We start from the raw sequence: 24,013 nt of genomic DNA, 5'->3' as shown, positions 1-24,013 counted from the left end.
CTTCTTCACTTAAATTTCTATAAAACAAAAAGAGAAGTATCACAACTTCTCTTTTCTCCCCTAACATTATAATTCCTGTGTATACACCGGTTTGTTCACCACATTTTTTGCTGTTCGCTTTTGTTGCTGTAGTAAGAAAACAGATACACCAAACAATACGAGCATGCTACCGATAATTTGCATTGCGTTTAATTTTTCTCCAAGTAAGAAGAACGCTAGTATAGATGCCCCAACTGGTTCCCCTAGAATACTCATTGAAATTGTTGTTGCATTTACGTAGTTTAATAACCAATTATTAATGACGTGTGACACTGTCGGTACAATCGCAAGTAAAAGAAAAATACTCCAATCCCACTTCGTATAGCCTGTAAATGGCACTTGAAGTATAACGTTATAAATCGCTATAAATATACCAGCGAAGGCAAATACAGTGAAACTATAAATCCAATGCGATACTTTCTTTACTGTCGTTTGTCCGATAAATAAATAACCGACAACTGCTATTACACTTAAAAAGGATAATATATCCCCATAAATTGCTTGCTCACTTAGCCCTAAATCTCCCCAGCCAATACACATTACGCCTAGTATCGCAATTCCCATCGTCGCAATTGCTGAATAGGTTGTTCTTTCTTTAAATAGAAAAAAACCTCCAACTAAAGATACGATAGGTTGCAGCGCTAAAATAATCGTCGAACTTGCTACTGTCGTATGCTTTAAGGATTCAAACCATAAAAGAAAATGAAGTGCTAAAAAGAAACCAGATCCAATTAAAAATCCCCAATCCTTTATTTGAATCTTACTAAACTCTTCCCGTTTTTTCCAAACGATAGGCAGCATAATAAGTACGATAATCCATAATCGATACATACTTAAAATTGAAGATGGTGCTGAGGACATCTTTACAAAAACAGCTGCGAATGAAATGGCTATAATGGAAATTGCTAATGGTAGTGCGATTGATCTTTCTTGTTTCAAATCCTGTCTCCCCTCTCACCTGTAAAAAATCCCACTTCATTATATCCGTTTTCTTTCATAACTTAAATACTAATTTTTTAGATTCTTCGTACCATTATGGTAAAATAGAAATTAAGGCACCTATTAGTGATTATTTCTTTCCTTTTCACTACAAGCGTCGCTCTTACAATCATTACAGTAAATTTTTATTTAGGGGGATCTACATGAATCAAACAATAGGGCGAATTGAAGAAATTTCATTTTTTAGTACATCACTTCAAGAGGAACTTACACTTCTTGTTTATTTACCAGTAAATTACACACCTCTCCATAAGCATACGGTTGTTATTGCACAAGATGGTAGAGATTATTTTCAGCTTGGTAAAGCGCACCGTGTAATTGAGCGTCTTCGTGAAACTGAAGAAATCGACCGTACAATTATTGTCGGCATTCCATATAAAAATGTACACGATCGTAAGGAAAAATATTTCCCGAGCGATGTAAAGAATGCTGCTTACATTCGTTTCCTTGCTCATGAGCTTGCTCCATATATTGATGAAAATTATCCAACGTATCAAATGGGTAAAGGACGCGTTTTAATTGGAGATTCTCTTGGCGGTACAGTTTCCTTTATGACTGCACTTATGTATCCGCATACATTCGGTAAAGTCGTTATGCAGTCACCATTTGTTGATGAAACAGTGATGAACTTAGCAAGAGACTTTAAAAATCCGGGGGCGTTAGAACTTTATCACGTCATTGGGACAGAAGAAACAGCTGTCAAGCGCACAGATGGACAAGTATCTGATTTCGTAGAACCGAACCGTGAGCTAAATACTCTTCTTACAGATAGAAATTTCATCACGCATTATGAAGAGTTTGAAGGGAATCACACATGGAAATATTGGCAAGCAGATTTACCGAAAGCATTTTCTCATATTCTATCAATGAAATAATAGAGAGCGATATTCAGAATAATTTGATATAATAGATAAAGAGATTTATTCTCAAAATCTAACTAGACTTGCAAAGGGAGGAATTGGAACATGAAATTAGGAATTGTAATTTTCCCATCAAAAATGATTCAAGATAAAGCGAACGGATTGCGTAAACGTTATGATCCACATTACGCATTAGTTCCGCCACATATTACATTGAAAACACCCTTTGAAACGCAAGATGAACAATTAGAATCGATTGTGAATGAGTTACATACAATCGCAAACAAAACGAACCCTTTCACCCTTCATGTTGGAAAAGTTGGTTCATTCGCACCTGTTAATAATGTTCTTTATTTTAAAGTAGAAAAAACACCTGAACTTACTTTCTTAAATGAAGAAATGCATAATGGATTCTTTACACAAGAGCGCGAGTACTCTTTCGTACCTCATTTAACAATCGGTCAAAGCCTGTCAGATGCAGAGCACGCTGATGTATTAGGTCGATTACGTATGAAAGATTTCTATTATGAGCAACCAATCGATCGTTTCCACCTTCTATATCAATTAGAAAACGGAACATGGACTGTACATGAAACATTCCACCTTGGAAAGGGGAGCAACTAATTTGCACGCACAAATCGTACAAACAGACGAGCAGCTAAGTGATGCATTCTCTGTACGTAAACAGGTTTTTGTAGAAGAACAACGTGTTTCTTCTGAAGAAGAATATGATGAATTTGAAGATACTTCGGTGCACGTTGTTGTATATGACAATGACATTCCAGTCGGTGCGGGCCGCTTTCGCATTGTTGATGGAGTTGGAAAAATGGAACGCATTTGCGTACTGGCCTCCCATCGCAAAAAAGGTATTGGCAAAATCATTATGGATGCACTTGAAGCGCATGCAAAAGAAGAGTCTCTACCGAAATTGAAACTCCATGCTCAAACACATGCTGAAGTTTTCTATAAAAAGCTAGGATACGTGACGGCTTCTGATGTATTTATGGAAGCAAATATCCCGCACGTCGTAATGATAAAAGAATTGTAATTTTGTAGCAGGAGGTAGCCCCTCCTGTTTTTTACATTGCTATTTTCTTTTTCTTCCGCTAAAGTTAAATGTTGATGCTATAGTTTTGAAGGTGAATATATGACACAAGAAAAATTTTCACAAAAACCGTTAACACACGCTGGTATTCCGCAAGCGACGTATCATATTCCGAAAACATCTACCCATTTAATTATGGAAGAAGATGCAGATGCGGCGTATTTCCGCGCTTTAGAACAGCAAGGTGTTTATTTAAATGAAAAACAGTTAGAAGCAGTGCAAACGACAGAAGGACCTGTCCTTACACTAGCTGGTGCTGGAAGTGGTAAAACATCTGTTTTAACAACTCGCGTTGGTTATTTAGTTAATGTAAAACATGTTCATCCACGAAATATTTTGCTGCTGACGTTTACACAAAAAGCAGCTGAAGAAATTCGAAGCCGTGTAGCGAATTTACCTGGTATGAATCATGCCGCAAGTAGCTATGTCGTTGCTGGTACATTCCACTCTGTCTTTTTAAAATTGCTTCGTAGTCAAGGATATAATCAGCAAATTTTAGCAAATGAAAAACATAAACAAATTATGATAAAGAAAATTTTGAAAGAATTACGCTTAAAAGACGCTTATGATGCCGAAACGATACTCGCTATGATTTCACTTGAGAAAAACAAATTGAATCGTCCGAAAGATGTAAAAGCGAAAACACCGGTTGAACAAGAGTTCAAAGAAGTATACGAACGTTTCGAAGAGGTAAAACAACGGTACAATTATATCGATTTTGACGACATCTTATTAGAAATGTATTATCTGTTAGAAAATAACGCTCCCCTGCTTACTCAATTACAAGAGCGTTTTCATTACATTGAAGTAGATGAGTTTCAAGATACGTCGTATGCACAATATGAAATTGTAAAATTGTTAGCCACGCCAAGAAATAATTTATTTATCGCAGGTGATGACGATCAAGCGATTTACGGCTGGCGAGGGGCAAGTCACCAAATTATTTTATCTTTTCCAAAGGAATTTGATAATACAACGATTATCGCACTTAATACGAATTATCGATCTAATCCATTTATCGTCGGACTTGGAAATGAAGTTATTAAGCTCAATCAAGAACGTTTTGATAAAGAGCTATATTCTGTTCGTAACGATGGCATGCAGCCGTTTTATGCACGACCTGCGACAACTCTTGATGAAGCAAATCAAATTTTGCAACTCATTCAGGAAAAAGTAGATAGTGGTGAACGAAATTATAAAGATTTTTGTTTATTATATCGTACACATTCTGTAAGCCGTTCTTTACTTGATCAGCTTACAATTCATAAGATTCCATTTATTAAACATGGAGCGAGCCAATCGTTCTACGAACATTCTTTAATTAGGCCCGTATTAGATCACTTACGACTCGTGCTTGAACCGTTCCGCCTCGAATCACTTTCAAATATATTACCAACAATGTATATTGGCCGTGATGAGTGCATTTCATTTATTGAACGTGAACAATGGAAATATGGTGAGGGCCGTTTCCCTTCTCTTCTTCATTTTCTATTACTAAACCCAAGCTTGAAGCCTTTTCAAGTTAAAAAAGTAAATGAGCGAATCGATTTTATTAAGTTTATAAAAGAACTTGAACCGAAAAAAGCATTGAAAGAAATTATTCATGGTAAAGGAAAGTATTTAGAGTACTTACAAAGTAATGATCGTTCTTCCTTTACGATGCATAAGGACATACAAGAAGAGATGTTAGAAGAATTAATGGAATCAGCAACTCGCTTTACGGATATTTCAGCTTACTTACAATTTATTAATGAGGCCATTCAAGGTCAAAAAGAAATGGAAGCATTAAAAACAATGCCGCAAAAAGATGCCGTATCGCTTATGTCGATTCATAACGCGAAAGGCCTTGAGTTTCCATGCGTCTTTTTACTCGGTGCAAGCGATGGCATACTGCCGCATACTTCTTCTTTAAAAGATGCCAATGACCGTGTGACGGAGACTTCTGAAGCATTAGAAGAAGAACGACGATTACTCTATGTCGCAATTACGCGTGCTAAAGAAGAACTTTACATTTCCTCCCCGCAATTTTTCAGAGGAAAGAAACTAGATATATCTCGTTTTTTATATACTACGCGAAAAGATTTACCTGAAAAGACATCCGCTAAATAAGGATGTCTTTTTTCCATATCACGATATGTACATCCCCTCTATATAAAGTGAAACTTTAATCAGTGGGGGTTTTGTTCATCCCCCACTGATTATTAGCCCGCACCAATCGGGCGTTTACGGGCAGCAGGGCTCCCACTTACCGTCTTTGCTCCTACCGAATTTTGAGGCGGGAGTCTTACTGCTCGTTAATGCGGGATAAATTCCCTGTTTCTATCCTGAGAATTAACGTAATATCAACCATATCCCGTTCATATTGTAATAGTGTATGTCAGAACTCACGATAAGGAGTGAACATAATGAGCTGCAATTGTAAAGAAGATCATCATCACCATGATTTTGATTTCAACTGCGTATCTAATGTCGTTCGTTTTATACATGAACTACAAGAATGTGCAACCACAACATGCGGATCTGGTTGCGAAGTTCCATTTTTAGGAGCACATAACACTGCAGCAATAGCGAATACGCGTCCCTTTATTTTATACACAAAAGCTGGTATACCTTTTGAAGCATTTGCACCATCTGGAAGCCTTACTAGCTGTACTTCTCCGATTTTTCGCGTTGAAAGCATAGATGATGACGACTGTGCTGTGCTACGCGTATTAACTGTAGTATTAGGTGATGGTTCCCCTGTACCAATTGATAACGATCCGATTTGTACGTTTTTAAATGTACCAAATGCAAGGTTAATATCGACATCTATTTGCCTTACTGTTGATTTAAGCTGCTTCTGCGCTATTCAATGCTTACGCGATGTTTCTATTCAAAACTAAATAACGATTTAAGTGTGGATTGGGTGGCAGAGAATTCTGCCACCCAATCCATGCTTAAAAGGTATTATTATGTATTTTTTATAAAATTGGGAACTTGTCTAGAGCAAAGAACTTATCCCTTACATTAACAGAAAGTAGAAAAAATAAAGGAGTGAAAAACATGTTATACTCTGAAGATTATAAATTCAATAGAATTGATTGCAACGCAAAATCCGTTAGTACATTGCCAGCTTTCGGCTTTGCATTCAACGCTCTCGCCCCTCAATTCGCTTCATTATTCACACCACTATTATTACCTAGTACAAGTTCAAACCCAGATATCACTATTCCAGTAATAAATGATACAGTAAGTGTAGGAACTGGTATTAAAATACAAAGAACTGGTATTTATCAAATCAGCTATACATTATCAATATGTTTATCTAACTCTAATGCTATACCAAAAGCGGCTCGTTTCTTCTTATCATTAAATACACCCCAGAATATTATTCCTGGGTCTGGTACAACAGTATGCTCTAACGTTATTCGTACCGGTGAAGTAGACGTTTCCAGTGGTATTATTCTTATTAACTTAAACCCTGGTAATTTCATTCAAATCGTGCCAATTGAATTACAAGGTAGTATAGATATTCGTGCTGCGGCATTAACAGTCGCACAAATTGGTTAACTAAAAGTGGTATTTCTTATTTGAGATGCCACTTTTAATTATTAAATGAAAAACACTCACAGTAACATGAGTGTTTCATTCTTCAGATTGTTTTATTATATTCTTCTTCTTTCCGCAATTACATCCCTTTTTCTTCACAAAGCCTTGTTGCTGTAATTGCTCTTGATGTACCTGTTGCTGTTGCTGTATGTTATACCACTGCTGCAGATCATATGAATTTGGCCTTGGATTATTGCTCACAGCAAACATCTCCTCTACTGTCAATTCTGTCTTTTTACTATATGAATAACCCCTTATTTTTGTTCCCTCACTCCCCTAAACTCCGCCTTTTCAATATAAAAATTCATCCTGTTATTTGCGACTCCTACCTCAATATGCAAAGAAAACATGGACATTAGGCGGCTATGAAATGGAGAGCCTACTAGTTAAAGTTCCACTTTATTATTCTCCCATAAAATATCCTGTAATTGTTTCAATGATCGCTGCCGCACCTGCAATGGCTAATAATGCTAGTAGTGGCTCTGCAACGATAGGACTCCAATTATATAAAACTAATAAAAAAGCACTAACCCATACACCTGTACACCAATAACAACTTAATAGTTCTCCAATCCACTTCCTGAGCCCTTTTCCTTTCACCTTTGTATAAGTCGATACACTTCCATCAGGTTCTGTAATTTCTAACTCTTCAATAAACGGTCTTCGCACAAAGGCTGTAATTTTATCATAAACAATAAGACGTGTTAATCGAAAAGTAGCTAGCGCAAAAATAAAAAATAAAAGCCAGCTTGTAAATAACATGATTCCACCTTCCCTTATCCTCTTTAGCCTATTTTTAAAAAAAGGTCTTGAGATTGTGACCAAATCTCCTCCACTCCAATATCTTATTAATGTAAATACAAACAAGAAGATAAGGAGTGACATTAATGAGTTGTAACGAAAATAAACACCATAGCTCTTCTTACTGCGTAGCTGACGTTGTAAAATTCATCAATGAATTACAAGATTGCTCTACGTCAACATGTGGATCTGGTTGTGAAATCCCATTTTTAGGAGCACACAATAGCGCATCAGTAGCGAATACACGTCCTTTTATTTTATACACAAAAATCGGAACACCTTTTGAAACATTTGCACCAGGACCAGGAAATTACCCGAACTGTAAGTCTCAGATTTTCCGTGTCGAGAGTGTAGATGATGATAGTTGTGCTGTATTACGTGCATTAACTGTAGTAGACCATACCCCCCCCACCCCTCCTAGAGATTTAACAACTTGTGATTTTTTAAATGATTCAACTACAACCTTAAGAGCTACCTCTACTTGCATTACTGTTGATTTAAGCTATTTCTGTGGTATTCAGTGCTTACGCGATGTTTCTATTTAATAGGTAAACTAAAAAACTATTGGGGTGGTAGAGTCTTTCTACCACCTTTACATATTTATAAACCGGTCATATCAATTGATTTTATATCTTCTATAGATAACTTAATGTCTCTCATACTATTTGGCGGCATAATCGATACAACCCCATTACGGTACGATATAATCGATCCGACATATGATATCGTCGCTGTTTTTATTCTGCATCTTATTTTCGGAATATAATGAGGGCGGTTTAATAAGAAGTGAATTTTTTCTTCATTATTCATATCCTTAAACGATTTATTGTGCGGGACTGTTCTCACCTGCTCTTGCTCTTCTTGCTCTTCTTGCTCCTCTTCTTCTATTTTTCCTTCTTCTACTTGATTCTCCTCTTGCTCTTGTCGTTCTTGCTCTATCACCTCTTCCACCGCACTATTGACAATACTTTGATCTCTATCGCTTTGCTCACGCCTACCATCATTTTTAAAATTTGTAAGCAGAATTCTTTTTATTTTCGGTGTATCGAGTTCTAAATTTACTTGCGCAATATATAACAACGGTTTTCCAACTGTTGAGCTTTTATTTTTATTCTTCACACTCGTCCCTCCCACTTCCATACATAGCTGGATAAATCGTGTACTATTATAGTTATATTCATAACAATGCAAGAACTTTCGTTAAAAATCGTTCTTTCCGAGAACAATTAAAAAGGACAGCCTCAATATATAGAGACTGTCCTTTAACAAACTATAATAAATATTATATTTATCCTAAAATATGATATCCTGAATCAACATGAATATTCTCACCTGTTACTCCGCGTGCTAAATCACTGAATAAGAATACTGCTGTATCCCCAACTTCTTCTGGAGTTGTTGTACGACGAAGTGGTGCGCGCTCCTCGATTTCTCTTAAGATTGAGTTAAAATCGCCTACACCTTTCGCAGATAACGTACGAATTGGTCCTGCAGAAATAGCGTTAACGCGAATGCCATGTTGACCTAAATCATTTGCTAAATATTTCACGCTAGCTTCTAATGAAGCTTTCGCAACACCCATAACGTTATAGTTTTTCACAACGCGCTCGCCGCCAAGGTATGTTAAAGTTAAAATATTTCCGCCTTCTGTCATCACTTTCTTCGCTTCTCTTGCTACAGCTGTTAAAGAGAATGCACTAATATTTTGTGCAAGTAAAAATCCATCGCGAGAAGTGTCTACAAATTCACCTTTTAAATCATCACGATTTGCAAAAGCAATACAGTGTGCAACACCGTGAATTGTACCAACTTCTTGCTTGATCGTTTCAAAGCAAGCTGTAAGTTCTTCATCATTCGTTACATCACAAGGTAATACAAGTGATTCTTGCCCTTCTAATGTATCCGCTAATTCACGAACGTTTCTTTCTAAACGTTCTCCTGCAAATGTGAATATTAATTTTGCACCTGCATTATGCAAAGAGCGAGCAATTCCCCATGCAATACTTCTTTGGTTCGCAACGCCCATAACAACAAATGTTTTCCCTTGTAATAGTTCCATGATATATCCTCCCAGAAATACTTATACTTGTTATTAGTACCTGATACTATAATAATAGTACCATAAAACCTCTTAAAGGCAAACAAAAAAGTCATTAACTTAAATTTGTTAATGACTTTTTGTTTCTATAAAAAAACGCTCTAATCCTTCTTCCCAAGAAGGCATTTGTGAAAAACCACTTAATCGTAGCATGTTATGTTGAAAGATAGAATATTTCGGTCTCGCTGCCGCCGATCCGAATTCTTCGGTTGAAACAGGTAATACATTCACTTTCATATTTGTATATAAAAATATTTTTTGAGCAAATTCAAACCAAGAACATGAGCCTCTATTTGATACGTGATACGTACCGTATAAAGAAGTATGAATGAGCTTATTAATAATCATATTTAAATCCGCCACATACGTAGGAGAGCCGATTTGATCCGCTACAACAGATATTTCTTCTCTTTCTTTTCCTAATCGCATCATCGTTTTCACAAAATTATTTCCATACTTACCATATAGCCACGATGTACGAACGATAAAATATTTATTATGTAGCTCTTTAACGAACTGCTCCCCCGCAAACTTAGAGGCCCCGTATATATTTATCGGCGCTGGATTATGAAATTCATCATATCCATCCGGTCTGTCCCCTTGAAATACATAATCGGTACTAATATAAACTAACTTAGCCCCTACTAATTGTGAAGAAACCGCTATATTTCGAGCTCCTATCGCATTTATTAAATAAGCAAGATCTTGTTCTTTCTCAGCATGATCAACCTTCGTATACGCTGCACAATGAATGATTATATGTGGTCTTATTTCTTGTACCACTTGCTGAATTCGGGATATATTTGTTACATCTAGTAACTTTTTATCAAATGGATATATATCATATTCTTTAGGATTTAATTCTTCTTGTAGTTGTTTTCCTAATTGACCATTTGCTCCTGTTATGATAACCCGCTCTTTCATTTACATGCCCCTTACTTTTCTTTTAGTGGTCTCCACCATTCCGTATTGTTTTCATACCATTCCACCGTTTCTTTTAACCCTTGTTCAAACGTATACTTCGGTTCCCAATCAAACTCATTCTTCATCTTTTGTGCATCAATCGCATAACGACGATCGTGACCTAAACGGTCTGTAACAAATTCAATATCTTTTTTCGTTTTTCCCAATAGATTAATAATTTGTTCCACAACATCTACATTTGTTTTTTCGTTATTTCCGCCTATATTATATACTTCTCCTAAACGCCCCTTATGCAAAACAACATCAATCGAGCTACAATGATCCGTTACATGTAACCAATCTCTTACATTTAATCCATCACCATATAACGGTAGGTTTTTTCCTTCCAGCGCATTCGTAACCATTAATGGAATTAACTTCTCAGGATATTGATACGGCCCATAGTTATTGGAACAACGCGTCACTATGACTGGTAATTGATATGTTTTATAATAAGATAAAGCTATCATGTCAGCGCTCGCCTTACTGGAAGAGTATGGACTATTTGGAGCTAACGGGGTTTCCTCGGTAAACTTCCCTGTTTTCCCTAAAGACCCGTACACTTCATCTGTTGATACTTGCACGAGTTTAATATGTGGATATTTTTTCACTAACTCTAATAAGGTGACTGTCCCGATTACATTCGTATCATAAAAAGGAATAGGATTTTCAATGCTACGATCCACATGTGATTCCGCTGCAAAATTTACAATTATTTGCACGTCACGTTCATTAATAATATGCTCCAGCAGCTCTCCATTTTGGATTTTTCCCTTTATGAATGAATAGTTAGGATTGTCTTGAATTGACTTTACATTATTTAAATTCCCGCTATATGTTAATGCATCGTAATTAATAATTCTATATGTTTCATAGTTTTTTAACATATAGTGAATGAAATTACTTCCAATAAATCCTGCTCCACCTGTTACTAGTATATTCATAAACAACTCTCCTACTTAAAAACTATCTTCATATTCTTGAAGTACTGGTAATATTCGATCTTTATCAGACAAAATAGGGTTTGTTACCGGCCATGGAATTGCTAGTTCTTTATCTTCCCAAAGCAACCCTGAATCATGCTCAGCACTATAATACTCATCTACTTTATACATAACAATTGTATGAGGTACAAGCGTACAAAAACCATGAGCAAATCCCTTTGGCACTAATAATTGCCGGTGATTATCCGCGCTTAAAATATACCCTTTCCACTGTTTAAAGGTTGGCGAATCTTTTCTTAAATCTACGATAACATCATAAATTGCCCCTTGAACAACTTGAATGAGTTTCGTTTGTGCTTTCGGTTTTTTCTGGAAGTGTAGTCCTCGAATCGTTCCCGCTTTAGCTGAATAAGATACGTTATCCTGTACAAATGAATCCGTAATTCCTAATGTTTCTAGCACCCTCTTATTATAACTTTCTATAAAGAAACCTCGATCGTCTTCAAATAACTTCGGTTCTAACAATTTCGCATCGGTAAAATTTGTGTCAACAACTTTCATATTCTCACCTATTTTCCATTAAACTGTTTCCCAAAGTTTATATCCCGCGCTAACGTATTCGCCCTTTGAAGAGAAGCATGAGTTCCTGCATCCGTCCACCAGCCGCTCATTTCATTATAAGTAAGTACCCCTCGTTTTAAATACCAATTATTTATATCCGTAATTTCAAGTTCTCCCCTTGCGGAAGGTTTTAATTCTTTTATATAAGAAAAGACTTTCGAATCATACAAATAAATTCCTGTAACAGCATAAGAACTTTTCGGTTTCTTCGGCTTTTCTTCAATTTCAATTATTTTTCGGTTTTGAATATGTGCCACACCAAATCTTTCGGGATCTTCTACAGATTGAAGCAGCACTTTAGCACCTTCTTTTTGATTTGTGAATTCTTCAACATATGGACGAATATCATCTGAAAAGATATTATCTCCTAATATAACTATCATACGATTATTCCCGATGAAATCCTCACAAAGCCCTAACGCTTGCGCAATTCCGCCTGCCTTATCTTGCACACGATACGTAAAGGACACACCAAATTCGTGACCACTTCCTAAAAAGCTAACAACATCTCCCATATGCTCTTTACCTGTAATAATCATAATATCTGTAATCTCACATTGTTTCAGTTTATATACTGCATGATAAATCATCGGGTACCGCCCAACGGGAAGTAGATGTTTATTCGTTACTTTCGTTATTGGATATAGTCTCGATCCAGTTCCGCCTGCTAAAATAATCCCTTTCATTATGCATCTCTCCCTTATGATGGAGATAATATATCTTTATAATGTTCTACAAACACTTTCCGGTACTTCTCATATGTATCCGCATCAAACTCATCTCCACTGTAATGAATACACCATAAATTTTCTTGATTAGGGATACCAATTAAATATCCAGCCTTTTGAAACTCTAAAGACTGTGACACATCATAAAAGTGGAACCCTTGAAACAAATCCTCTCGCCATGGAAGATCATATTGCGTTGCCATTAGTAAACCATCAACTGCCTGAACTGACATAAATGGTTTATCCCCATAAAAATCCTGACCTAAATTTAATGATTGATAATTCTGTCTTCTATATTCAATCACTTTCCCTACTAAATTTTCACCTTCCCACCATATCCCGTTACTCGGTAAAAATTGAGCACCAGCTACTCCAATTAAACCAAGTTTTTCATTTTCTTTAAAAAGAGAAATAAGAGTATAAAACATATCACGATTAATAAGGTAAGTATCTTGATGTATATATACTTTGTATTTTGCCGAATATGAAAGTGCTCGATTGTACGCACTCGCCATACTTTTTGCATCTCGTATCGGAAAAATTTGTACTACATAGCCAGGGGGAACAAAAATGTTTCTTATTTGTCTCTCGCACTGCTCGAAAAGCTCTTCATTATTTACACAAACAACGACTAATATCGTATTATCTTTCATCTGTATAGCCCCCTTTGTTTTGCTTTACTTACTACTGACTTATAATTCTTCACAAAAATCCCCTGATATTTCTCGTAATTCGTCATATCTATATCGGTATGCTAATGAATACACCAAGGATCTTAATGCAAATATACTCTATATTTCACAGGATTCGAGAGCGCTTGCTTATACCCAATCGTCATACTTTTACATTTCGAATTGGGCGAAACTTGATATCATATCCGAGAGGAATCGATAACCTCACTATATGTCTCTCACATTTTGCATACATGTTTGGATTATTTATACATGTGACAAACAATTTTGTTATTCAGATCATTCATAAGTCTGTTTTCTCGACTTCAATAATGTATTTGAAAATAATCGTTTCAGCCAGGAAGCCACGTATAACTTACTGAACTATGAAAGGGCGTTTTCGTAGCTATTAGTACTTCAGTTGCTAATTTAAACCAAAAAATTGCTTCATTATATTTAATCTGTTCCATCTCAATCATATGTTATATGCACACAAAACTTTCCATTTTTTTATATTGTTCCATATAATTAAAGTTTCTTTTCAAGCATACAAATATCTATGTCATTTTCTCATTAATTTCCATCTATTATATAACGAGAGATTTACGGAGGTGAATTTATGTCCAATCATAATGATTCAAATGGCTTAAATCCAGGTGATTCTTTATCTTCCAGCATATTTGACCCTACATTTCCACAATTTTCTTTGCCACCTGGACCGACTGGGCCATCTGGTACTACCGGACCGATTGGTGCCACTGGACAGACTGGCAACACTGGGCCGACTGGTGCTACTGGACCAATCGGTAACACTGGACCGATCGGCGATACTGGGCCGACTGGCAACACTGGACCATCTGGCACTACCGGACAGACTGGCAACACTGGACCATCTGGCACTACCGGACCGACTGGTGCTACTGGACAGACTGGCAACACTGGACCATCTGGCGCTATCGGGTCTACTGGTACTACTGGACCAATCGGCGATACTGGGCCGACTGGTGCTACTGGACCATCTGGTACTACCGGACCGACTGGTGCTACTGGACCATCTGGTACTACCGGACCGACTGGTGCTACTGGACCATCTGGTACTACCGGACCGACTGGTGCTACTGGACCATCTAGATTAGGACTTCCAGCAGGATTGTACGCATTTAACTCCGCTGCGAGTAGCATCAACGTTGGGATTAACACGCCTGTACCATTTAATACCGCTGGGTCAGAGCTCGGTACAGCGATTACTCAATTAGATAGCTATACTTTCACCATACACCAAAATGGATTATATAAAATTACTGTTATCGCATATACTGCAACATCAGGTTTACTCGGTGGCATTGAAATTCAAGTAAATGGCCTAGCAGTACCAGGTGCTGCAAGAAACTTAGTTTCACTTGGAACACCTATCGTTATCCAAGCGATTATACAAATTACAACAGCTCCAGTATCAGTTGAAGTAATTGGTATAGAGGCGGTATTATCACTAGCTGTTGGTACGGGGGCATCAATTGTTATTGAAAAAATTGCATAATTGTTTCCTTAGCAGTAAAACTGGTATCAGTTTTACTGCTTTCGCAATTTTATAGATAACATCCCAACCTCATTCTAAATGCGGATGTACATCTTCCCTATAACTTGAATATAATTACAAAAGAGATATTCCTTCCTATTATGTATGACTTTCCATAAATAGTGGAATAAATGTATGAACAGTCTACTTGCATATTATTTTTTTGCACTCACGTCATCATCACACTTACTAGGCGATAGAAAGGAATACATACCGTGAAAGATACGAACTCTCAATATCAAATAGACTACTTACTAATCTTTATTTTATTTGCCATTGGGACTGTTAGCTGCTTTGCTATTGCAAGTGCACAAGCTTCTTTACCACCATTTTTACAACACATAAATTTTGCATTAAAACAAATCCAATGGTATGTCATTGGATTTGTGGCCATTGGCGTTATTATGATCATTGATTTCGATCGATATAAACAAATTGCTTGGTATTTGTATAGCTTTGCTCTCATACTTCTTATTGGTCTAGAACTTCAAGTTCCGGGTGCCGTTACGATTAAAGGGGCTACCGCATGGTATAGACTCCCAGGCATCGGAAACTTTCAACCTTCTGAAATTATGAAATTATTTTTAATTATCATCATTGGACGAATTATAGCAAATCATAATGAAAAGTACTTTTTCCGGACAACCCGTGAAGATTTTATTTTACTTGGGAAAATATTCGCAGCTAGTTTACCTCCACTACTTTTAATCGCAAAAGAACCTGATTTAGGAAACACTATGGTAATATCAGCGATGCTTGCAGCAATGATTTTAGTTTCTGGTATACGTTGGCGCCTTATTCTCGGATTAACCTCCGTCATTTTCGTCATAGGCTCTACCTTAATATATATTTATTTCACTCATACAGAGTTCTTTAAAGAGCATATTCTTAAAGAATATCAATTAAACCGCTTCTATGGCTGGTTATCTCCTTACAAATATGACTCACAAGGATACCAATTAAGACAGGCATTTTTAGCTACCGGATCAGGAGAAATGCAAGGAAAAGGATGGGAAAATGGACAAGTATATTTTCCAGAGCCACATACAGATTTTATTTTCACAAATGTCGCTGAACAATTCGGTTTTTTAGGAGCAAGTGTTATTATTTCACTTTTTTTCTTACTCATTTACCGAATGATCCATATCGCTTTAGAAAGCAATGAACCTTTCGGTAGTTATATTTGCGCTGGTACAATCGGAATGTTCACCTTCCAAGTATTCCAAAATATTGGGATGACAATCGGTTTACTCCCTATTACAGGAATAACATTACCTCTTATGAGCTATGGCGGGAGTTCACTACTCACATACATGATTGCTATTGGATTTATTTTAAACGTACGTTCAAGAACACAAATCTTTATGTTTAAATGAACCATATCGGAAAACCGGTATGTTTTTTTCTATATTCATTTTAGATATACTAATGAAAAGATGAACTGGAGGTTTACATATGAAGTATGACATTATAGGTGATATTCACGGATGCTTCCAAGAGTTTCAAGATTTAACAACGAAACTAGGATACAGCTGGGCTAGTGGTCTCCCTATACATAACGCCAAACGAAAGCTGGCGTTCGTTGGTGATATTACAGACCGAGGCCCTCATTCATTACGTATGATTGAAATCGTATGGGAGCTCGTAATAAATAGAAAAGAAGCTTATTATGCGCCTGGGAATCACTGTAATAAACTGTATCGTTTTTTCCTTGGGCGTAATGTTTCAATCGCTCATGGACTCGAAACAACTGTTGCCGAATATGAAGCATTACCTTCTAATAAACAACAAATCATAAAAGAAAAGTTCATTACGCTTTACGAGCAGTCCCCCCTGTATCACATACTGGATAACAAGAAATTAATCGTATGCCATGCTGGCATTCGTCAGGATTACATAGAAAGAAATGATAAAAAAGTGCAAACATTTGTATTATATGGTGATATTACAGGAGAAAAGCATCCTGACGGCTCACCTGTACGCCGAGATTGGGCGAAAGAGTATAAGGGGGAAACATGGATTATATATGGACATACACCTGTCAACGAGCCTCGCTTTGTGAATCATACAATCAATATTGATACCGGCGCTGTATTTGGCGGCAAACTAACTGGACTTCGTTATCCTGAAATGGAGGCCATTTCCGTTCCTTCTTCCCTACCTTTTGTCACTGAGAAGTTCCGCCCAATTTCATAATTACATTTACCTTTGTACAATTCATTCCGAGTACGTATAAAGAATGATTTCTAGGCGAATTCCTCGTTAAAAATCGGTCATACAGTAAAAAAAGATGCTATGAAGTGCATCTTTTTTTTACTATGCGGCATATACTGTCGCAGGAGGTGACGGAATGAAGAAAAAACGATCGAAACAAAAAAGAAATTTCTCTCCTTTATATCATCCCATATATGGAATTAACAACTGGTGTAGCATACGAGCTGCGGCTATTGAAGAGATAGAAGAACGTGTGGAAACAAAAACAGTGAAAACGAGAGGAACATATATTTCTTTAGAACATGCTGTTATGAAACGAATTATAGATAACAGAAAAATAAAGGCACTACAAAAAAAGAAACGCTTTTCTCATAACAATGAGCCTATACTTGAGTCAAAGAATTTACAGGAGAATATAAACAAAGAAATTCCTGAAACAATTAAAGAAAAGGTCCAAGCTGAAATTCCTAAAGCAATTAAAGAAAAAGCCCAAGCTGAAATTCCTAAAGCAATTAAAGAAAAAGCACAGGCTGAAATTCCTAAAGCAATTAAAGAAAAAGCCCAAGCTGAAATTCCTAAAGCAATTAAAGAAAAAGCACAGGCTGAAATTCCCACCAATATTATACAGCAAGTAACAAAAATAAAAGAGGGATTAACTTTAACCAATGACATAAAAAAAGAGGATTCTACTATCACTCAGCCCCCTATACTTTCACCTACTCCTGCTGAGAATGAAAAAGTAGCCAGATACGCATATAAGGAGGGCCTTCACTCTACGGCTGACGGGATAGCCTCACATGCAGAAGGATTTCTTACTCATACAGAGGGTGCCTTTTCTCATGCAGAAGGTTCAAAAACAAAGGCAACTGGACATAGTTCGCATAGTGAAGGAAGTGAAACGACAGCAGGCGGTCCTTATTCTCACGCGGAAGGAAATCATACAATTACTTTCGGCGAAGCAGCACATGCAGAAGGAACCGCAACTATCGCTAACGGATTCTCATCTCATGCGGAAGGAAATCATACATCAACAGCTAATTTTGCAGGCAGCCATATTATGGGGAAATTTGGTACAGCAGAAGAAGCTTATTCCTGGTTTATTGCAAATGGGACAAATGACACTGATTATAATATAGGTGCCAAATGGCTTGCCCATAACGGAGAAATGTATATCGATGGTGCTTCTTACAATGCGGGCGGTACTGATTTTGCACAAATGTTTGAGACAGTAGATCATCGCCCTATTGATGTCGGTTATTTCGTTACATTTAGTAGAGAAGAAAAAATCCGAAAAGCTACTTCAAATGATTCATTCATATTAGGAATATCTAGCGCCACTCCCGCTCTCATAGGAAATAGCGGTGCTTTAAGTTGGCAAAAACGCTATGAAACAGATAGCTTCGGAAAACGTCAATATACACGTACTAACAAACAAGAAATACAACCCCTTTTAAATACAGAATGGGATCCAGCTTGTAAGTATATATCAAGAAAAGACCGTACTGAGTGGCTTCCTGTCGGATTAATTGGACAAATGTTAGTACGTGATGACGGCACTTGCGAAACACACGGGTATTGTCGTCCAAATGATGACGGCATTGCTACAAAAGCTGAAAGTGGCTTTTTCGTTATAAAGCGTACTAGTGAGAATCAAGTTTTAATATTATTCCGCTAAAAAAAGGGAACAAAATTCTTTTTATGATAAGAATTTTGTTCCCTTTTAATTGTTATGTAAAGCGTATTGCATATCCTCTGGGATACTTACGGTAAAAGTCATTCCCTTTTCTAAAATAGGATGATAAAACGTCAAAGATGTACTATGAAGCGCTTGACGTTTTATCACATCTCTTCGGCCACCGTATAAATCATCCCCAAGTAGCGGATGTCCCATATATGCCATGTGTACACGAATTTGATGTGTTCTTCCCGTCTCGAGCTCAAGCGCTACATGCGTCTTATTGGAAGAACTCTCCATCACTCTAAAATGAGTAACAGCTCTTTGACCATCTTCACAGACAGTTCGCTCGATAATACTATCCGCTTTTCGTCCGATTGGCGCGTCAATCGTTCCTACTTCTTCTAAAATAGTCCCATGAACGATTGCCTCATACGTTCGTTTCACCCCTTTTTGTTGATGCTGCTTCGATAAAAGGTGGTGAACGAATCTATTTTTCGCAATTAACATAAGCCCTGAAGTATCACGGTCTAACCTCGTCACAATGTGCACCGTACTTGCAAGATTTTGTTTATCATAATGATGTAAAAGAGCGTTTGCAACACTTCCTGACGGGTGCTCCCTAGACGGAATCGTTGACATATTTGCTTCTTTATTTATAACAAGAACCGCATCATCTTCATATACGATACATAAAGGGATCTCTTCCACTTCCATCCCTTCACTTCTTTCCTCCACTGGAAAAAAGACTTGTAACTCTTCACCAGCTTGTAACTTATGACGAACACTCGTGTGTTGACTGTTTACTTCAATTGCTCCACCACGGAACTTTATATCCGTTAAAGCAGCTTTCGAAATCCCTTTTGTTTTCAAAAATTCTCTAACTAAAGTTCCTTCTTCAGCCAGCCCTATATCCCATTTCAATGTAAATCTGTTCAAATATATAAACCCTCTCTATTTATCTGCAACAAACGAGTCACGAACACGTTTCCAGAATGGGAACGGACGGAAACGAACAAATCGTACTTTCTCGTTTGCAACGCGATACTGAATTGATTTCACATCTTGATGAACCATCGTCAAATGATCCACCGTAATTTGCAAGTTCATTCCTGCAGCCGGCTTTAAAACGCATGTATGATGCTTCGGCAGCACGAGCGGCGAACCTACCGTACGAAATACACGATTGTTGATAGATGCCATTTCTGCAATTTGAATCGCTTCAATAGAAGGGTGAATAATTGCTCCGCCAAGCGCCTTATTATACGCGGTACTTCCTGAAGGAGTAGAAATACAAAGACCATCTCCGCGAAACGTTTCGAAATACTCTCCGCGTATTTCCACTTCTGTTACTAATGTACCTTCTGCACTTTTTACAGTCGCTTCATTCATCGCCAAATACTGCGACTCTTTACTACCATTCACATAGCGAATAATCACTTCTAAAAGTGGATATTCAACCACTTGGAACGGTGTTTTAGCGATTGCAATCACCAACTTCTCTACTTCCGTCGGTAACCAATCTGCATAGAAACCTAAATGTCCTGTATGTACACCAACAAATGCGGTTTCATCTAATCGATTATAGTAACGATGGAATGCATATAAAAGCGTTCCATCTCCCCCAACAGAAATTACAATATCAGGTTCCTTTTCATCCATTGTAAACCCAAAATCTAGCAAGTATTCTTTCATCGTACTTGCTAGTGTATCTGATGATTGATCTCCCTTTGACATAATTGTAAATTTCATCGCCCAACACCCTTTAGTTTATGATTCAGAATCTTTCGTTTCCTGCTTTCGTGAAAAGACCTTTTGCGCTTCTTGAATTTCAAGACGAATGGAAGACATTTCTTCATCTAATAAAAACGCCGCTTCCGCTGCACGTTGTAAGCGTATTTTAATATCTTCAGGAAAACGTCCACTATATTTGTAATTTAAAGAATGCTCAATCGTTGCCCAAAAATTCATTGCTAACGTGCGAATTTGAATTTCCACTAACACTTTTTTTTCTCCCTGTATCGTTTGAACAGGATAACTAATGACAACGTGGTAAGAGCGATAGCCGCTATCTTTCTTTTGCGTTACATAATCACGTTCTTCCACAATTTCAAAATCATTTCGTTTTCGAAGATATTCTACAACAGGCTTAATCTCATCAACAAATTGACACATCATTCGAAGGCCCGCGATGTCCTGCATATCTTCTCTAATTCGGTCTAGCGGTACATTTCTCTTCTCCGCTTTATCAATAATACTTGCAACCGACTTTACCCTTCCTGTTACAAACTCAATTGGGGAATGCTCCGTTAACATTGCAAATTGAGTACGCATTCCTTTTAGTTTCACTTTCAGCTCCGCCACCGCTTGGTGATAAGGCGCTAAAAATTCTTCCCAATTACGATTCATTTCAACCACCACCAAAATCAATCCATTTGCTTATAGAAACACTTTTTCTACAGCAGTTACTAGTTCTTCTCCGTAATTTGCATTACCTTCAATATTTTCAACTAAATATTCTACTTCTTCTTTTAATCCTTCTAATTCTATTTCAACATCATTCACGCGAATAAACATCGCTGTATCTTTATTCATCGCTTCATGCATTGCTTCCCAGCATGTATGCGGAATACTTACATAAATGAAAGATGATTCATTTTCTAAGATATATAAAAATGATAAATTGTCTGAGTCTACAAGTACGTGATTACGCGCACTTAACTCCTTTACCTCTATTTCAGTATTTTCCGCACAAAAAATAAGCGCATTCTCTCTCATTTCTACGCTCTTAACTTGAATTTTATTTTGCATGCTCAAACTCCTCCATCTCAACTTCCTGTCTTACTTAACAGTATTATTGTATCATAACATGGACGCAAACAAATAAAACATTGAACCAAATTTGCGAAAAAGCGATAATGTGGAAAGAATTATTTTTCAAAAGGAGCGCATAAAATGACACAAGAAATTGAAATTGAATTTAAAAATATGGTTACAGAGGAAGAATTCCAAACATTATGCAAATCTTTTTCTATTGAAGCATTTACAAAACAAGTGAATCACTACTTTGAAACACCTCACTTCTCTTTAAAAGATGCAGGCTCTGCACTTCGTATTCGTCATAAAGATGGAACTTATACATTAACATTAAAACAACCTGCTGAAATTGGTTTATTAGAAACTCATCAGTCTGTAACAGAAAAAGAAGCAAAACTTATGATGGAAACAAACGCACTCATTCAAGGAACTGTAATGGATCAGCTACACAAATTACAAATTCCCGTTTCCTCTTTAACTTATATGGGTAGTTTAACAACAGAAAGAGCTGAAACATTATTTGAAGGCGGAACGCTTGTCTTTGATCATAGTTTCTATTACAATCACGATGATTATGAAATTGAATACGAAGTGCAAGATGAAAAGACCGGTAAAGCAGCATTTATAAGGTTATTAAAGCAACATAACGTACCAGTTCGTCATACAAACAACAAAGTAAAACGCTTTTTCCTTGCCAAACAAAACGAAGAGCGCTAAAGTAAAATTTCCATCAGTGCAGAAGTGATTTACTGGTGGCTATGTTTCACCTTTTTGGAAAGTGCAGATTTATTAGCAACATATAGAATAAGCAAAGAATGTTATGAAGGCTGTTTAGTTGCCCTTCATAACATTCCATTGCTACAATAGATATACATTTCATGGAAAAAGGAGTTTATAAAGGATGAGCAAGCAACCGATGACACCATTTGAAGCAATTGGCGGAGAACAATGCATTGCAACATTAGTGGATACATTTTATTCCTATGTCAGTGAACACCCTGACTTATCTCCGATCTTCCCGGATGATTTAACAGAAACTGCTAGGAAGCAGAAACAATTTTTAACACAATATTTAGGTGGTCCTAATTTATACACTGAAGAACATGGGCATCCTATGCTAAGAGCACGCCATCTTCCGTTTGAGATTACTCCAAAACGCGCAGAAGCTTGGCTATCATGTATGGAGCAAGCAATGGATGATACAGGAGTGCACGGTCATATAAGAGAGTTTGTTTTTGAACGTTTAGCATTAACTGCTCAACATATGGTCAATACTCCAAATGAAACAGGTGAAGTGTAATGGATAAGCAGGAAGCAAAGCATATAAATATGCCTTCTCCTTCCACATGCGAGCATAAATCTGTAGAAGCCTATTTATTTATTGATCCACTTTGTAAAGATTGCTGGGATATCGAGCCATTTATTATTAAACTATGGCTTGAGTATGGGAAATACTTCTCTATTCGTCATATCGTAACAGGAAAAGTGGACGGAGCAAACGCTTCCTCACACAAATGGAATAAACCTGCTAATATTCGATTTGTGTGGGAAAAAACAACAAGTTTACAAGGGTTTTCATGTGATGGAAAAGTACATATGCAAGAGGCATCGTCAACACCATATTTAGTTTCGATGGCAATTAAGGCGGCGGAGTTGCAAGGCCGAAAAGCAGGTTCGAAATTTTTGCGAAAACTCCAAGAATACATTCTTCTTGAAAATGTATCAAACCCTGACTGTGAATTATTGCTGACATGCGCTAAAGATAGTGGCATTGATGTAGAGGAATTTAAAAAAGACCTACACTCAGTTAGCGCAAAAAAAGCTTTCCAATGCGACCTAAAATTCACAAATGAGATGCATATTACAGAAATACCTTCCCTCCTATTTTTTCATGCAAATTCAGATGAGGAAGGTATTAAAATCGCGGGAATTTATTCCTATGATGTATACGTACAGCTATTAAAAGAACTTGTAAAATGCGAGATTGAGCCAGAGCCATTACCTCCTTTAGAAGTATTACTAGAAGCAACACAATTTATTTCTTCAAAGGAAATCTCATTTATATATGACTGTCCTCAACAAGAAATAGAGCGTGAACTAAAGAAATTACAACTAAAACGAAAAGTACAAATGATTGAAGTGAAGTACGAGCGTTATTGGAAATGGATAGCAAAAGAAAAAGACCTGGTGTAAACACCAGGTCTTTTTCTTTACGGCTTATAAAAATATTAAAGGGGATGGGAGAAATTTTCACGTTCAAACAAAGGGGTATATGTTTGTATGTGAATTCGTTCACGCTTATTATATTACAAGA

At 36.9% G+C, this 24,013-nt stretch carries 29 protein-coding genes; 14 read left to right on the top strand and 15 right to left on the bottom strand.

Annotated features, from left to right (window positions below):
- Positions 1-66: 66 nt before the first annotated feature.
- Positions 67-978, bottom strand: a complete 912-nt coding sequence (locus tag MHI07_RS06050) for a DMT family transporter (protein ID WP_002158858.1) — start codon at positions 976-978, stop codon at positions 67-69.
- A 203-nt stretch (positions 979-1,181) separates the two neighbouring features.
- Here MHI07_RS06050 and MHI07_RS06045 point away from each other — a divergent pair, with 203 nt between their 5' ends.
- The 6 genes from MHI07_RS06045 (at position 1,182) to exsF (ending at position 6,552) form a co-directional block, all read left to right on the top strand.
- A complete protein-coding gene (locus MHI07_RS06045; protein WP_002158859.1) occupies positions 1,182-1,913 on the top strand; it encodes an alpha/beta hydrolase in 732 nt (243 codons plus the stop codon).
- A gap of 90 nt (positions 1,914-2,003) precedes the next feature.
- Positions 2,004-2,522, top strand: a complete 519-nt coding sequence (locus tag MHI07_RS06040) for a YjcG family protein (protein WP_002201352.1) — start codon at positions 2,004-2,006, stop codon at positions 2,520-2,522.
- 1 nt (position 2,523) lies between these two features.
- On the top strand, positions 2,524-2,946 hold the full coding sequence (locus MHI07_RS06035; RefSeq protein ID WP_215558154.1) for a GNAT family N-acetyltransferase: 423 nt from the start codon (positions 2,524-2,526) through the stop codon (positions 2,944-2,946).
- A gap of 99 nt (positions 2,947-3,045) precedes the next feature.
- Positions 3,046-5,112, top strand: a complete 2,067-nt coding sequence (locus MHI07_RS06030) for an ATP-dependent helicase (protein WP_002201354.1) — start codon at positions 3,046-3,048, stop codon at positions 5,110-5,112.
- Between the two features lie 296 nt (positions 5,113-5,408).
- Complete coding sequence (locus tag MHI07_RS06025) at positions 5,409-5,885, top strand: CotY/CotZ family spore coat protein (protein ID WP_340822522.1); 477 nt, start codon at positions 5,409-5,411, stop codon at positions 5,883-5,885.
- A 160-nt stretch (positions 5,886-6,045) separates the two neighbouring features.
- Complete coding sequence (gene exsF / locus MHI07_RS06020) at positions 6,046-6,552, top strand: exosporium protein ExsF (RefSeq protein WP_340822521.1); 507 nt, start codon at positions 6,046-6,048, stop codon at positions 6,550-6,552.
- Positions 6,553-6,627: 75 nt separating this feature from the next.
- Here the strand turns inward: exsF and MHI07_RS06015 are convergent, their stop codons facing one another.
- Together MHI07_RS06015 and MHI07_RS06010 are read right to left on the bottom strand one after the other, a co-directional pair.
- Entirely contained in the window at positions 6,628-6,801 is a 174-nt protein-coding gene (locus MHI07_RS06015; RefSeq protein ID WP_044740991.1) for a hypothetical protein, read from the bottom strand.
- A 192-nt stretch (positions 6,802-6,993) separates the two neighbouring features.
- Positions 6,994-7,353, bottom strand: coding sequence for a DUF1360 domain-containing protein (locus MHI07_RS06010; RefSeq protein ID WP_340822519.1), 360 nt, complete (start codon positions 7,351-7,353; stop codon positions 6,994-6,996).
- Positions 7,354-7,478: 125 nt separating this feature from the next.
- Between MHI07_RS06010 and MHI07_RS06005 the strand changes: the two genes are divergently transcribed.
- A complete protein-coding gene (locus MHI07_RS06005) occupies positions 7,479-7,937 on the top strand; it encodes a CotY/CotZ family spore coat protein (protein WP_340822517.1) in 459 nt (152 codons plus the stop codon).
- Positions 7,938-7,992: 55 nt separating this feature from the next.
- Here the strand turns inward: MHI07_RS06005 and MHI07_RS06000 are convergent, their stop codons facing one another.
- The 8 genes from MHI07_RS06000 to MHI07_RS05965 form a co-directional block, all read right to left on the bottom strand.
- Positions 7,993-8,532: a CotO family spore coat protein gene (locus MHI07_RS06000; protein WP_340822514.1), complete on the bottom strand. Its 540-nt coding sequence runs from the start codon at positions 8,530-8,532 to the stop codon at positions 7,993-7,995.
- 148 nt (positions 8,533-8,680) lie between these two features.
- A complete protein-coding gene (fabI, locus tag MHI07_RS05995) occupies positions 8,681-9,451 on the bottom strand; it encodes an enoyl-ACP reductase FabI (RefSeq protein WP_002158869.1) in 771 nt (256 codons plus the stop codon).
- Positions 9,452-9,559: 108 nt separating this feature from the next.
- On the bottom strand, positions 9,560-10,414 hold the full coding sequence (gene rfbD, locus MHI07_RS05990; protein ID WP_340822511.1) for a dTDP-4-dehydrorhamnose reductase: 855 nt from the start codon (positions 10,412-10,414) through the stop codon (positions 9,560-9,562).
- Between the two features lie 11 nt (positions 10,415-10,425).
- Entirely contained in the window at positions 10,426-11,397 is a 972-nt protein-coding gene (gene rfbB / locus MHI07_RS05985) for a dTDP-glucose 4,6-dehydratase (protein ID WP_215580932.1), read from the bottom strand.
- A gap of 15 nt (positions 11,398-11,412) precedes the next feature.
- The gene (rfbC, locus tag MHI07_RS05980; protein ID WP_340822508.1) at positions 11,413-11,958 is read right to left on the bottom strand and encodes a dTDP-4-dehydrorhamnose 3,5-epimerase; all 546 of its coding nucleotides are present in this window, start codon (positions 11,956-11,958) and stop codon (positions 11,413-11,415) included.
- Between the two features lie 8 nt (positions 11,959-11,966).
- The gene (locus MHI07_RS05975) at positions 11,967-12,704 is read right to left on the bottom strand and encodes a sugar phosphate nucleotidyltransferase (protein ID WP_340822506.1); all 738 of its coding nucleotides are present in this window, start codon (positions 12,702-12,704) and stop codon (positions 11,967-11,969) included.
- Positions 12,705-12,718: 14 nt separating this feature from the next.
- Positions 12,719-13,399 (bottom strand): glycosyltransferase family protein, encoded by a 681-nt coding sequence (locus MHI07_RS05970; RefSeq protein ID WP_340822504.1) that lies wholly within the window; start codon positions 13,397-13,399, stop codon positions 12,719-12,721.
- A 181-nt stretch (positions 13,400-13,580) separates the two neighbouring features.
- Entirely contained in the window at positions 13,581-13,673 is a 93-nt protein-coding gene (locus MHI07_RS05965; protein WP_340826876.1) for a hypothetical protein, read from the bottom strand.
- Positions 13,674-14,036: 363 nt separating this feature from the next.
- Here MHI07_RS05965 and MHI07_RS05960 point away from each other — a divergent pair, with 363 nt between their 5' ends.
- From MHI07_RS05960 to MHI07_RS05945, 4 genes are all read left to right on the top strand, one after another.
- Entirely contained in the window at positions 14,037-14,954 is a 918-nt protein-coding gene (locus MHI07_RS05960) for a BclA C-terminal domain-containing protein (protein ID WP_340822502.1), read from the top strand.
- 254 nt (positions 14,955-15,208) lie between these two features.
- On the top strand, positions 15,209-16,369 hold the full coding sequence (locus MHI07_RS05955) for an FtsW/RodA/SpoVE family cell cycle protein (RefSeq protein ID WP_340822500.1): 1,161 nt from the start codon (positions 15,209-15,211) through the stop codon (positions 16,367-16,369).
- A gap of 79 nt (positions 16,370-16,448) precedes the next feature.
- A complete protein-coding gene (prpE, locus tag MHI07_RS05950) occupies positions 16,449-17,189 on the top strand; it encodes a bis(5'-nucleosyl)-tetraphosphatase PrpE (RefSeq protein WP_002158876.1) in 741 nt (246 codons plus the stop codon).
- Between the two features lie 154 nt (positions 17,190-17,343).
- Positions 17,344-18,882 carry a peptidase G2 autoproteolytic cleavage domain-containing protein gene (locus tag MHI07_RS05945; protein ID WP_340822496.1) on the top strand — a complete coding sequence of 513 codons (1,539 nt, stop codon included), beginning with the start codon at positions 17,344-17,346 and terminating at the stop codon, positions 18,880-18,882.
- Between the two features lie 45 nt (positions 18,883-18,927).
- Here the strand turns inward: MHI07_RS05945 and MHI07_RS05940 are convergent, their stop codons facing one another.
- From MHI07_RS05940 to MHI07_RS05925, 4 genes are read right to left on the bottom strand one after another with little or no spacing between them, the layout of a single operon-like run.
- Positions 18,928-19,821 (bottom strand): RluA family pseudouridine synthase, encoded by an 894-nt coding sequence (locus MHI07_RS05940; protein ID WP_215580920.1) that lies wholly within the window; start codon positions 19,819-19,821, stop codon positions 18,928-18,930.
- Positions 19,822-19,836: 15 nt separating this feature from the next.
- The gene (locus tag MHI07_RS05935) at positions 19,837-20,634 is read right to left on the bottom strand and encodes an NAD kinase (RefSeq protein WP_000673196.1); all 798 of its coding nucleotides are present in this window, start codon (positions 20,632-20,634) and stop codon (positions 19,837-19,839) included.
- A gap of 18 nt (positions 20,635-20,652) precedes the next feature.
- Positions 20,653-21,291: a GTP pyrophosphokinase gene (locus MHI07_RS05930; protein WP_002201371.1), complete on the bottom strand. Its 639-nt coding sequence runs from the start codon at positions 21,289-21,291 to the stop codon at positions 20,653-20,655.
- A gap of 30 nt (positions 21,292-21,321) precedes the next feature.
- Positions 21,322-21,693 (bottom strand): UPF0738 family protein, encoded by a 372-nt coding sequence (locus tag MHI07_RS05925; protein ID WP_002149812.1) that lies wholly within the window; start codon positions 21,691-21,693, stop codon positions 21,322-21,324.
- Positions 21,694-21,837: 144 nt separating this feature from the next.
- Between MHI07_RS05925 and MHI07_RS05920 the strand changes: the two genes are divergently transcribed.
- The 3 genes from MHI07_RS05920 to MHI07_RS05910 all read left to right on the top strand — a co-directional run bounded on the left by MHI07_RS05920 (position 21,838) and on the right by MHI07_RS05910 (position 23,892).
- Positions 21,838-22,416, top strand: a complete 579-nt coding sequence (locus tag MHI07_RS05920) for a CYTH domain-containing protein (RefSeq protein ID WP_002158881.1) — start codon at positions 21,838-21,840, stop codon at positions 22,414-22,416.
- Positions 22,417-22,600: 184 nt separating this feature from the next.
- Positions 22,601-22,999: a globin domain-containing protein gene (locus tag MHI07_RS05915; RefSeq protein ID WP_000043388.1), complete on the top strand. Its 399-nt coding sequence runs from the start codon at positions 22,601-22,603 to the stop codon at positions 22,997-22,999.
- Positions 22,999-23,892, top strand: coding sequence for a ClpXP adapter SpxH family protein (locus MHI07_RS05910; RefSeq protein ID WP_340822492.1), 894 nt, complete (start codon positions 22,999-23,001; stop codon positions 23,890-23,892). Before MHI07_RS05915 ends, MHI07_RS05910 begins: the two co-directional genes overlap by 1 nt.
- Positions 23,893-24,013: the final 121 nt, after the last annotated feature.

Source organism: Bacillus sp. FSL H8-0545 (assembly GCF_038006105.1).
GTDB lineage: Bacteria > Bacillota > Bacilli > Bacillales > Bacillaceae_G > Bacillus_A > Bacillus_A cereus_U.
This window is presented reverse-complemented; position numbering and strand designations above follow the sequence as displayed.

Excerpts from the sequence above, each read along its gene's own strand:
- MHI07_RS06040 (WP_002201352.1), top strand. The coding sequence starts at position 2,004 with ATGAAATTAGGAATTGTAATTTTCCCATCAAAAATGATTCAAGATAAA.
- MHI07_RS05945 (WP_340822496.1), top strand. The coding sequence starts at position 17,344 with ATGAAGAAAAAACGATCGAAACAAAAAAGAAATTTCTCTCCTTTATAT.
- MHI07_RS05965 (WP_340826876.1), bottom strand. The coding sequence starts at position 13,673 with ATGTATGCAAAATGTGAGAGACATATAGTGAGGTTATCGATTCCTCTC.
- MHI07_RS05935 (WP_000673196.1), bottom strand. The coding sequence starts at position 20,634 with ATGAAATTTACAATTATGTCAAAGGGAGATCAATCATCAGATACACTA.
- rfbB (WP_215580932.1), bottom strand. The coding sequence starts at position 11,397 with ATGAATATACTAGTAACAGGTGGAGCAGGATTTATTGGAAGTAATTTC.
- MHI07_RS05925 (WP_002149812.1), bottom strand. The coding sequence starts at position 21,693 with ATGCAAAATAAAATTCAAGTTAAGAGCGTAGAAATGAGAGAGAATGCG.
- MHI07_RS05915 (WP_000043388.1), top strand. The coding sequence starts at position 22,601 with ATGAGCAAGCAACCGATGACACCATTTGAAGCAATTGGCGGAGAACAA.
- exsF (WP_340822521.1), top strand. The coding sequence starts at position 6,046 with ATGTTATACTCTGAAGATTATAAATTCAATAGAATTGATTGCAACGCA.
- prpE (WP_002158876.1), top strand. The coding sequence starts at position 16,449 with ATGAAGTATGACATTATAGGTGATATTCACGGATGCTTCCAAGAGTTT.
- MHI07_RS05975 (WP_340822506.1), bottom strand. The coding sequence starts at position 12,704 with ATGAAAGGGATTATTTTAGCAGGCGGAACTGGATCGAGACTATATCCA.
- MHI07_RS05920 (WP_002158881.1), top strand. The coding sequence starts at position 21,838 with ATGACACAAGAAATTGAAATTGAATTTAAAAATATGGTTACAGAGGAA.
- MHI07_RS06005 (WP_340822517.1), top strand. The coding sequence starts at position 7,479 with ATGAGTTGTAACGAAAATAAACACCATAGCTCTTCTTACTGCGTAGCT.
- MHI07_RS06010 (WP_340822519.1), bottom strand. The coding sequence starts at position 7,353 with ATGTTATTTACAAGCTGGCTTTTATTTTTTATTTTTGCGCTAGCTACT.
- MHI07_RS06025 (WP_340822522.1), top strand. The coding sequence starts at position 5,409 with ATGAGCTGCAATTGTAAAGAAGATCATCATCACCATGATTTTGATTTC.
- MHI07_RS06000 (WP_340822514.1), bottom strand. The coding sequence starts at position 8,532 with ATGGAAGTGGGAGGGACGAGTGTGAAGAATAAAAATAAAAGCTCAACA.
- MHI07_RS05960 (WP_340822502.1), top strand. The coding sequence starts at position 14,037 with ATGTCCAATCATAATGATTCAAATGGCTTAAATCCAGGTGATTCTTTA.
- MHI07_RS06045 (WP_002158859.1), top strand. The coding sequence starts at position 1,182 with ATGAATCAAACAATAGGGCGAATTGAAGAAATTTCATTTTTTAGTACA.
- MHI07_RS05970 (WP_340822504.1), bottom strand. The coding sequence starts at position 13,399 with ATGAAAGATAATACGATATTAGTCGTTGTTTGTGTAAATAATGAAGAG.
- MHI07_RS05910 (WP_340822492.1), top strand. The coding sequence starts at position 22,999 with ATGGATAAGCAGGAAGCAAAGCATATAAATATGCCTTCTCCTTCCACA.
- MHI07_RS06015 (WP_044740991.1), bottom strand. The coding sequence starts at position 6,801 with ATGTTTGCTGTGAGCAATAATCCAAGGCCAAATTCATATGATCTGCAG.
- rfbD (WP_340822511.1), bottom strand. The coding sequence starts at position 10,414 with ATGAAAGAGCGGGTTATCATAACAGGAGCAAATGGTCAATTAGGAAAA.
- MHI07_RS05930 (WP_002201371.1), bottom strand. The coding sequence starts at position 21,291 with ATGAATCGTAATTGGGAAGAATTTTTAGCGCCTTATCACCAAGCGGTG.
- fabI (WP_002158869.1), bottom strand. The coding sequence starts at position 9,451 with ATGGAACTATTACAAGGGAAAACATTTGTTGTTATGGGCGTTGCGAAC.
- MHI07_RS06030 (WP_002201354.1), top strand. The coding sequence starts at position 3,046 with ATGACACAAGAAAAATTTTCACAAAAACCGTTAACACACGCTGGTATT.
- rfbC (WP_340822508.1), bottom strand. The coding sequence starts at position 11,958 with ATGAAAGTTGTTGACACAAATTTTACCGATGCGAAATTGTTAGAACCG.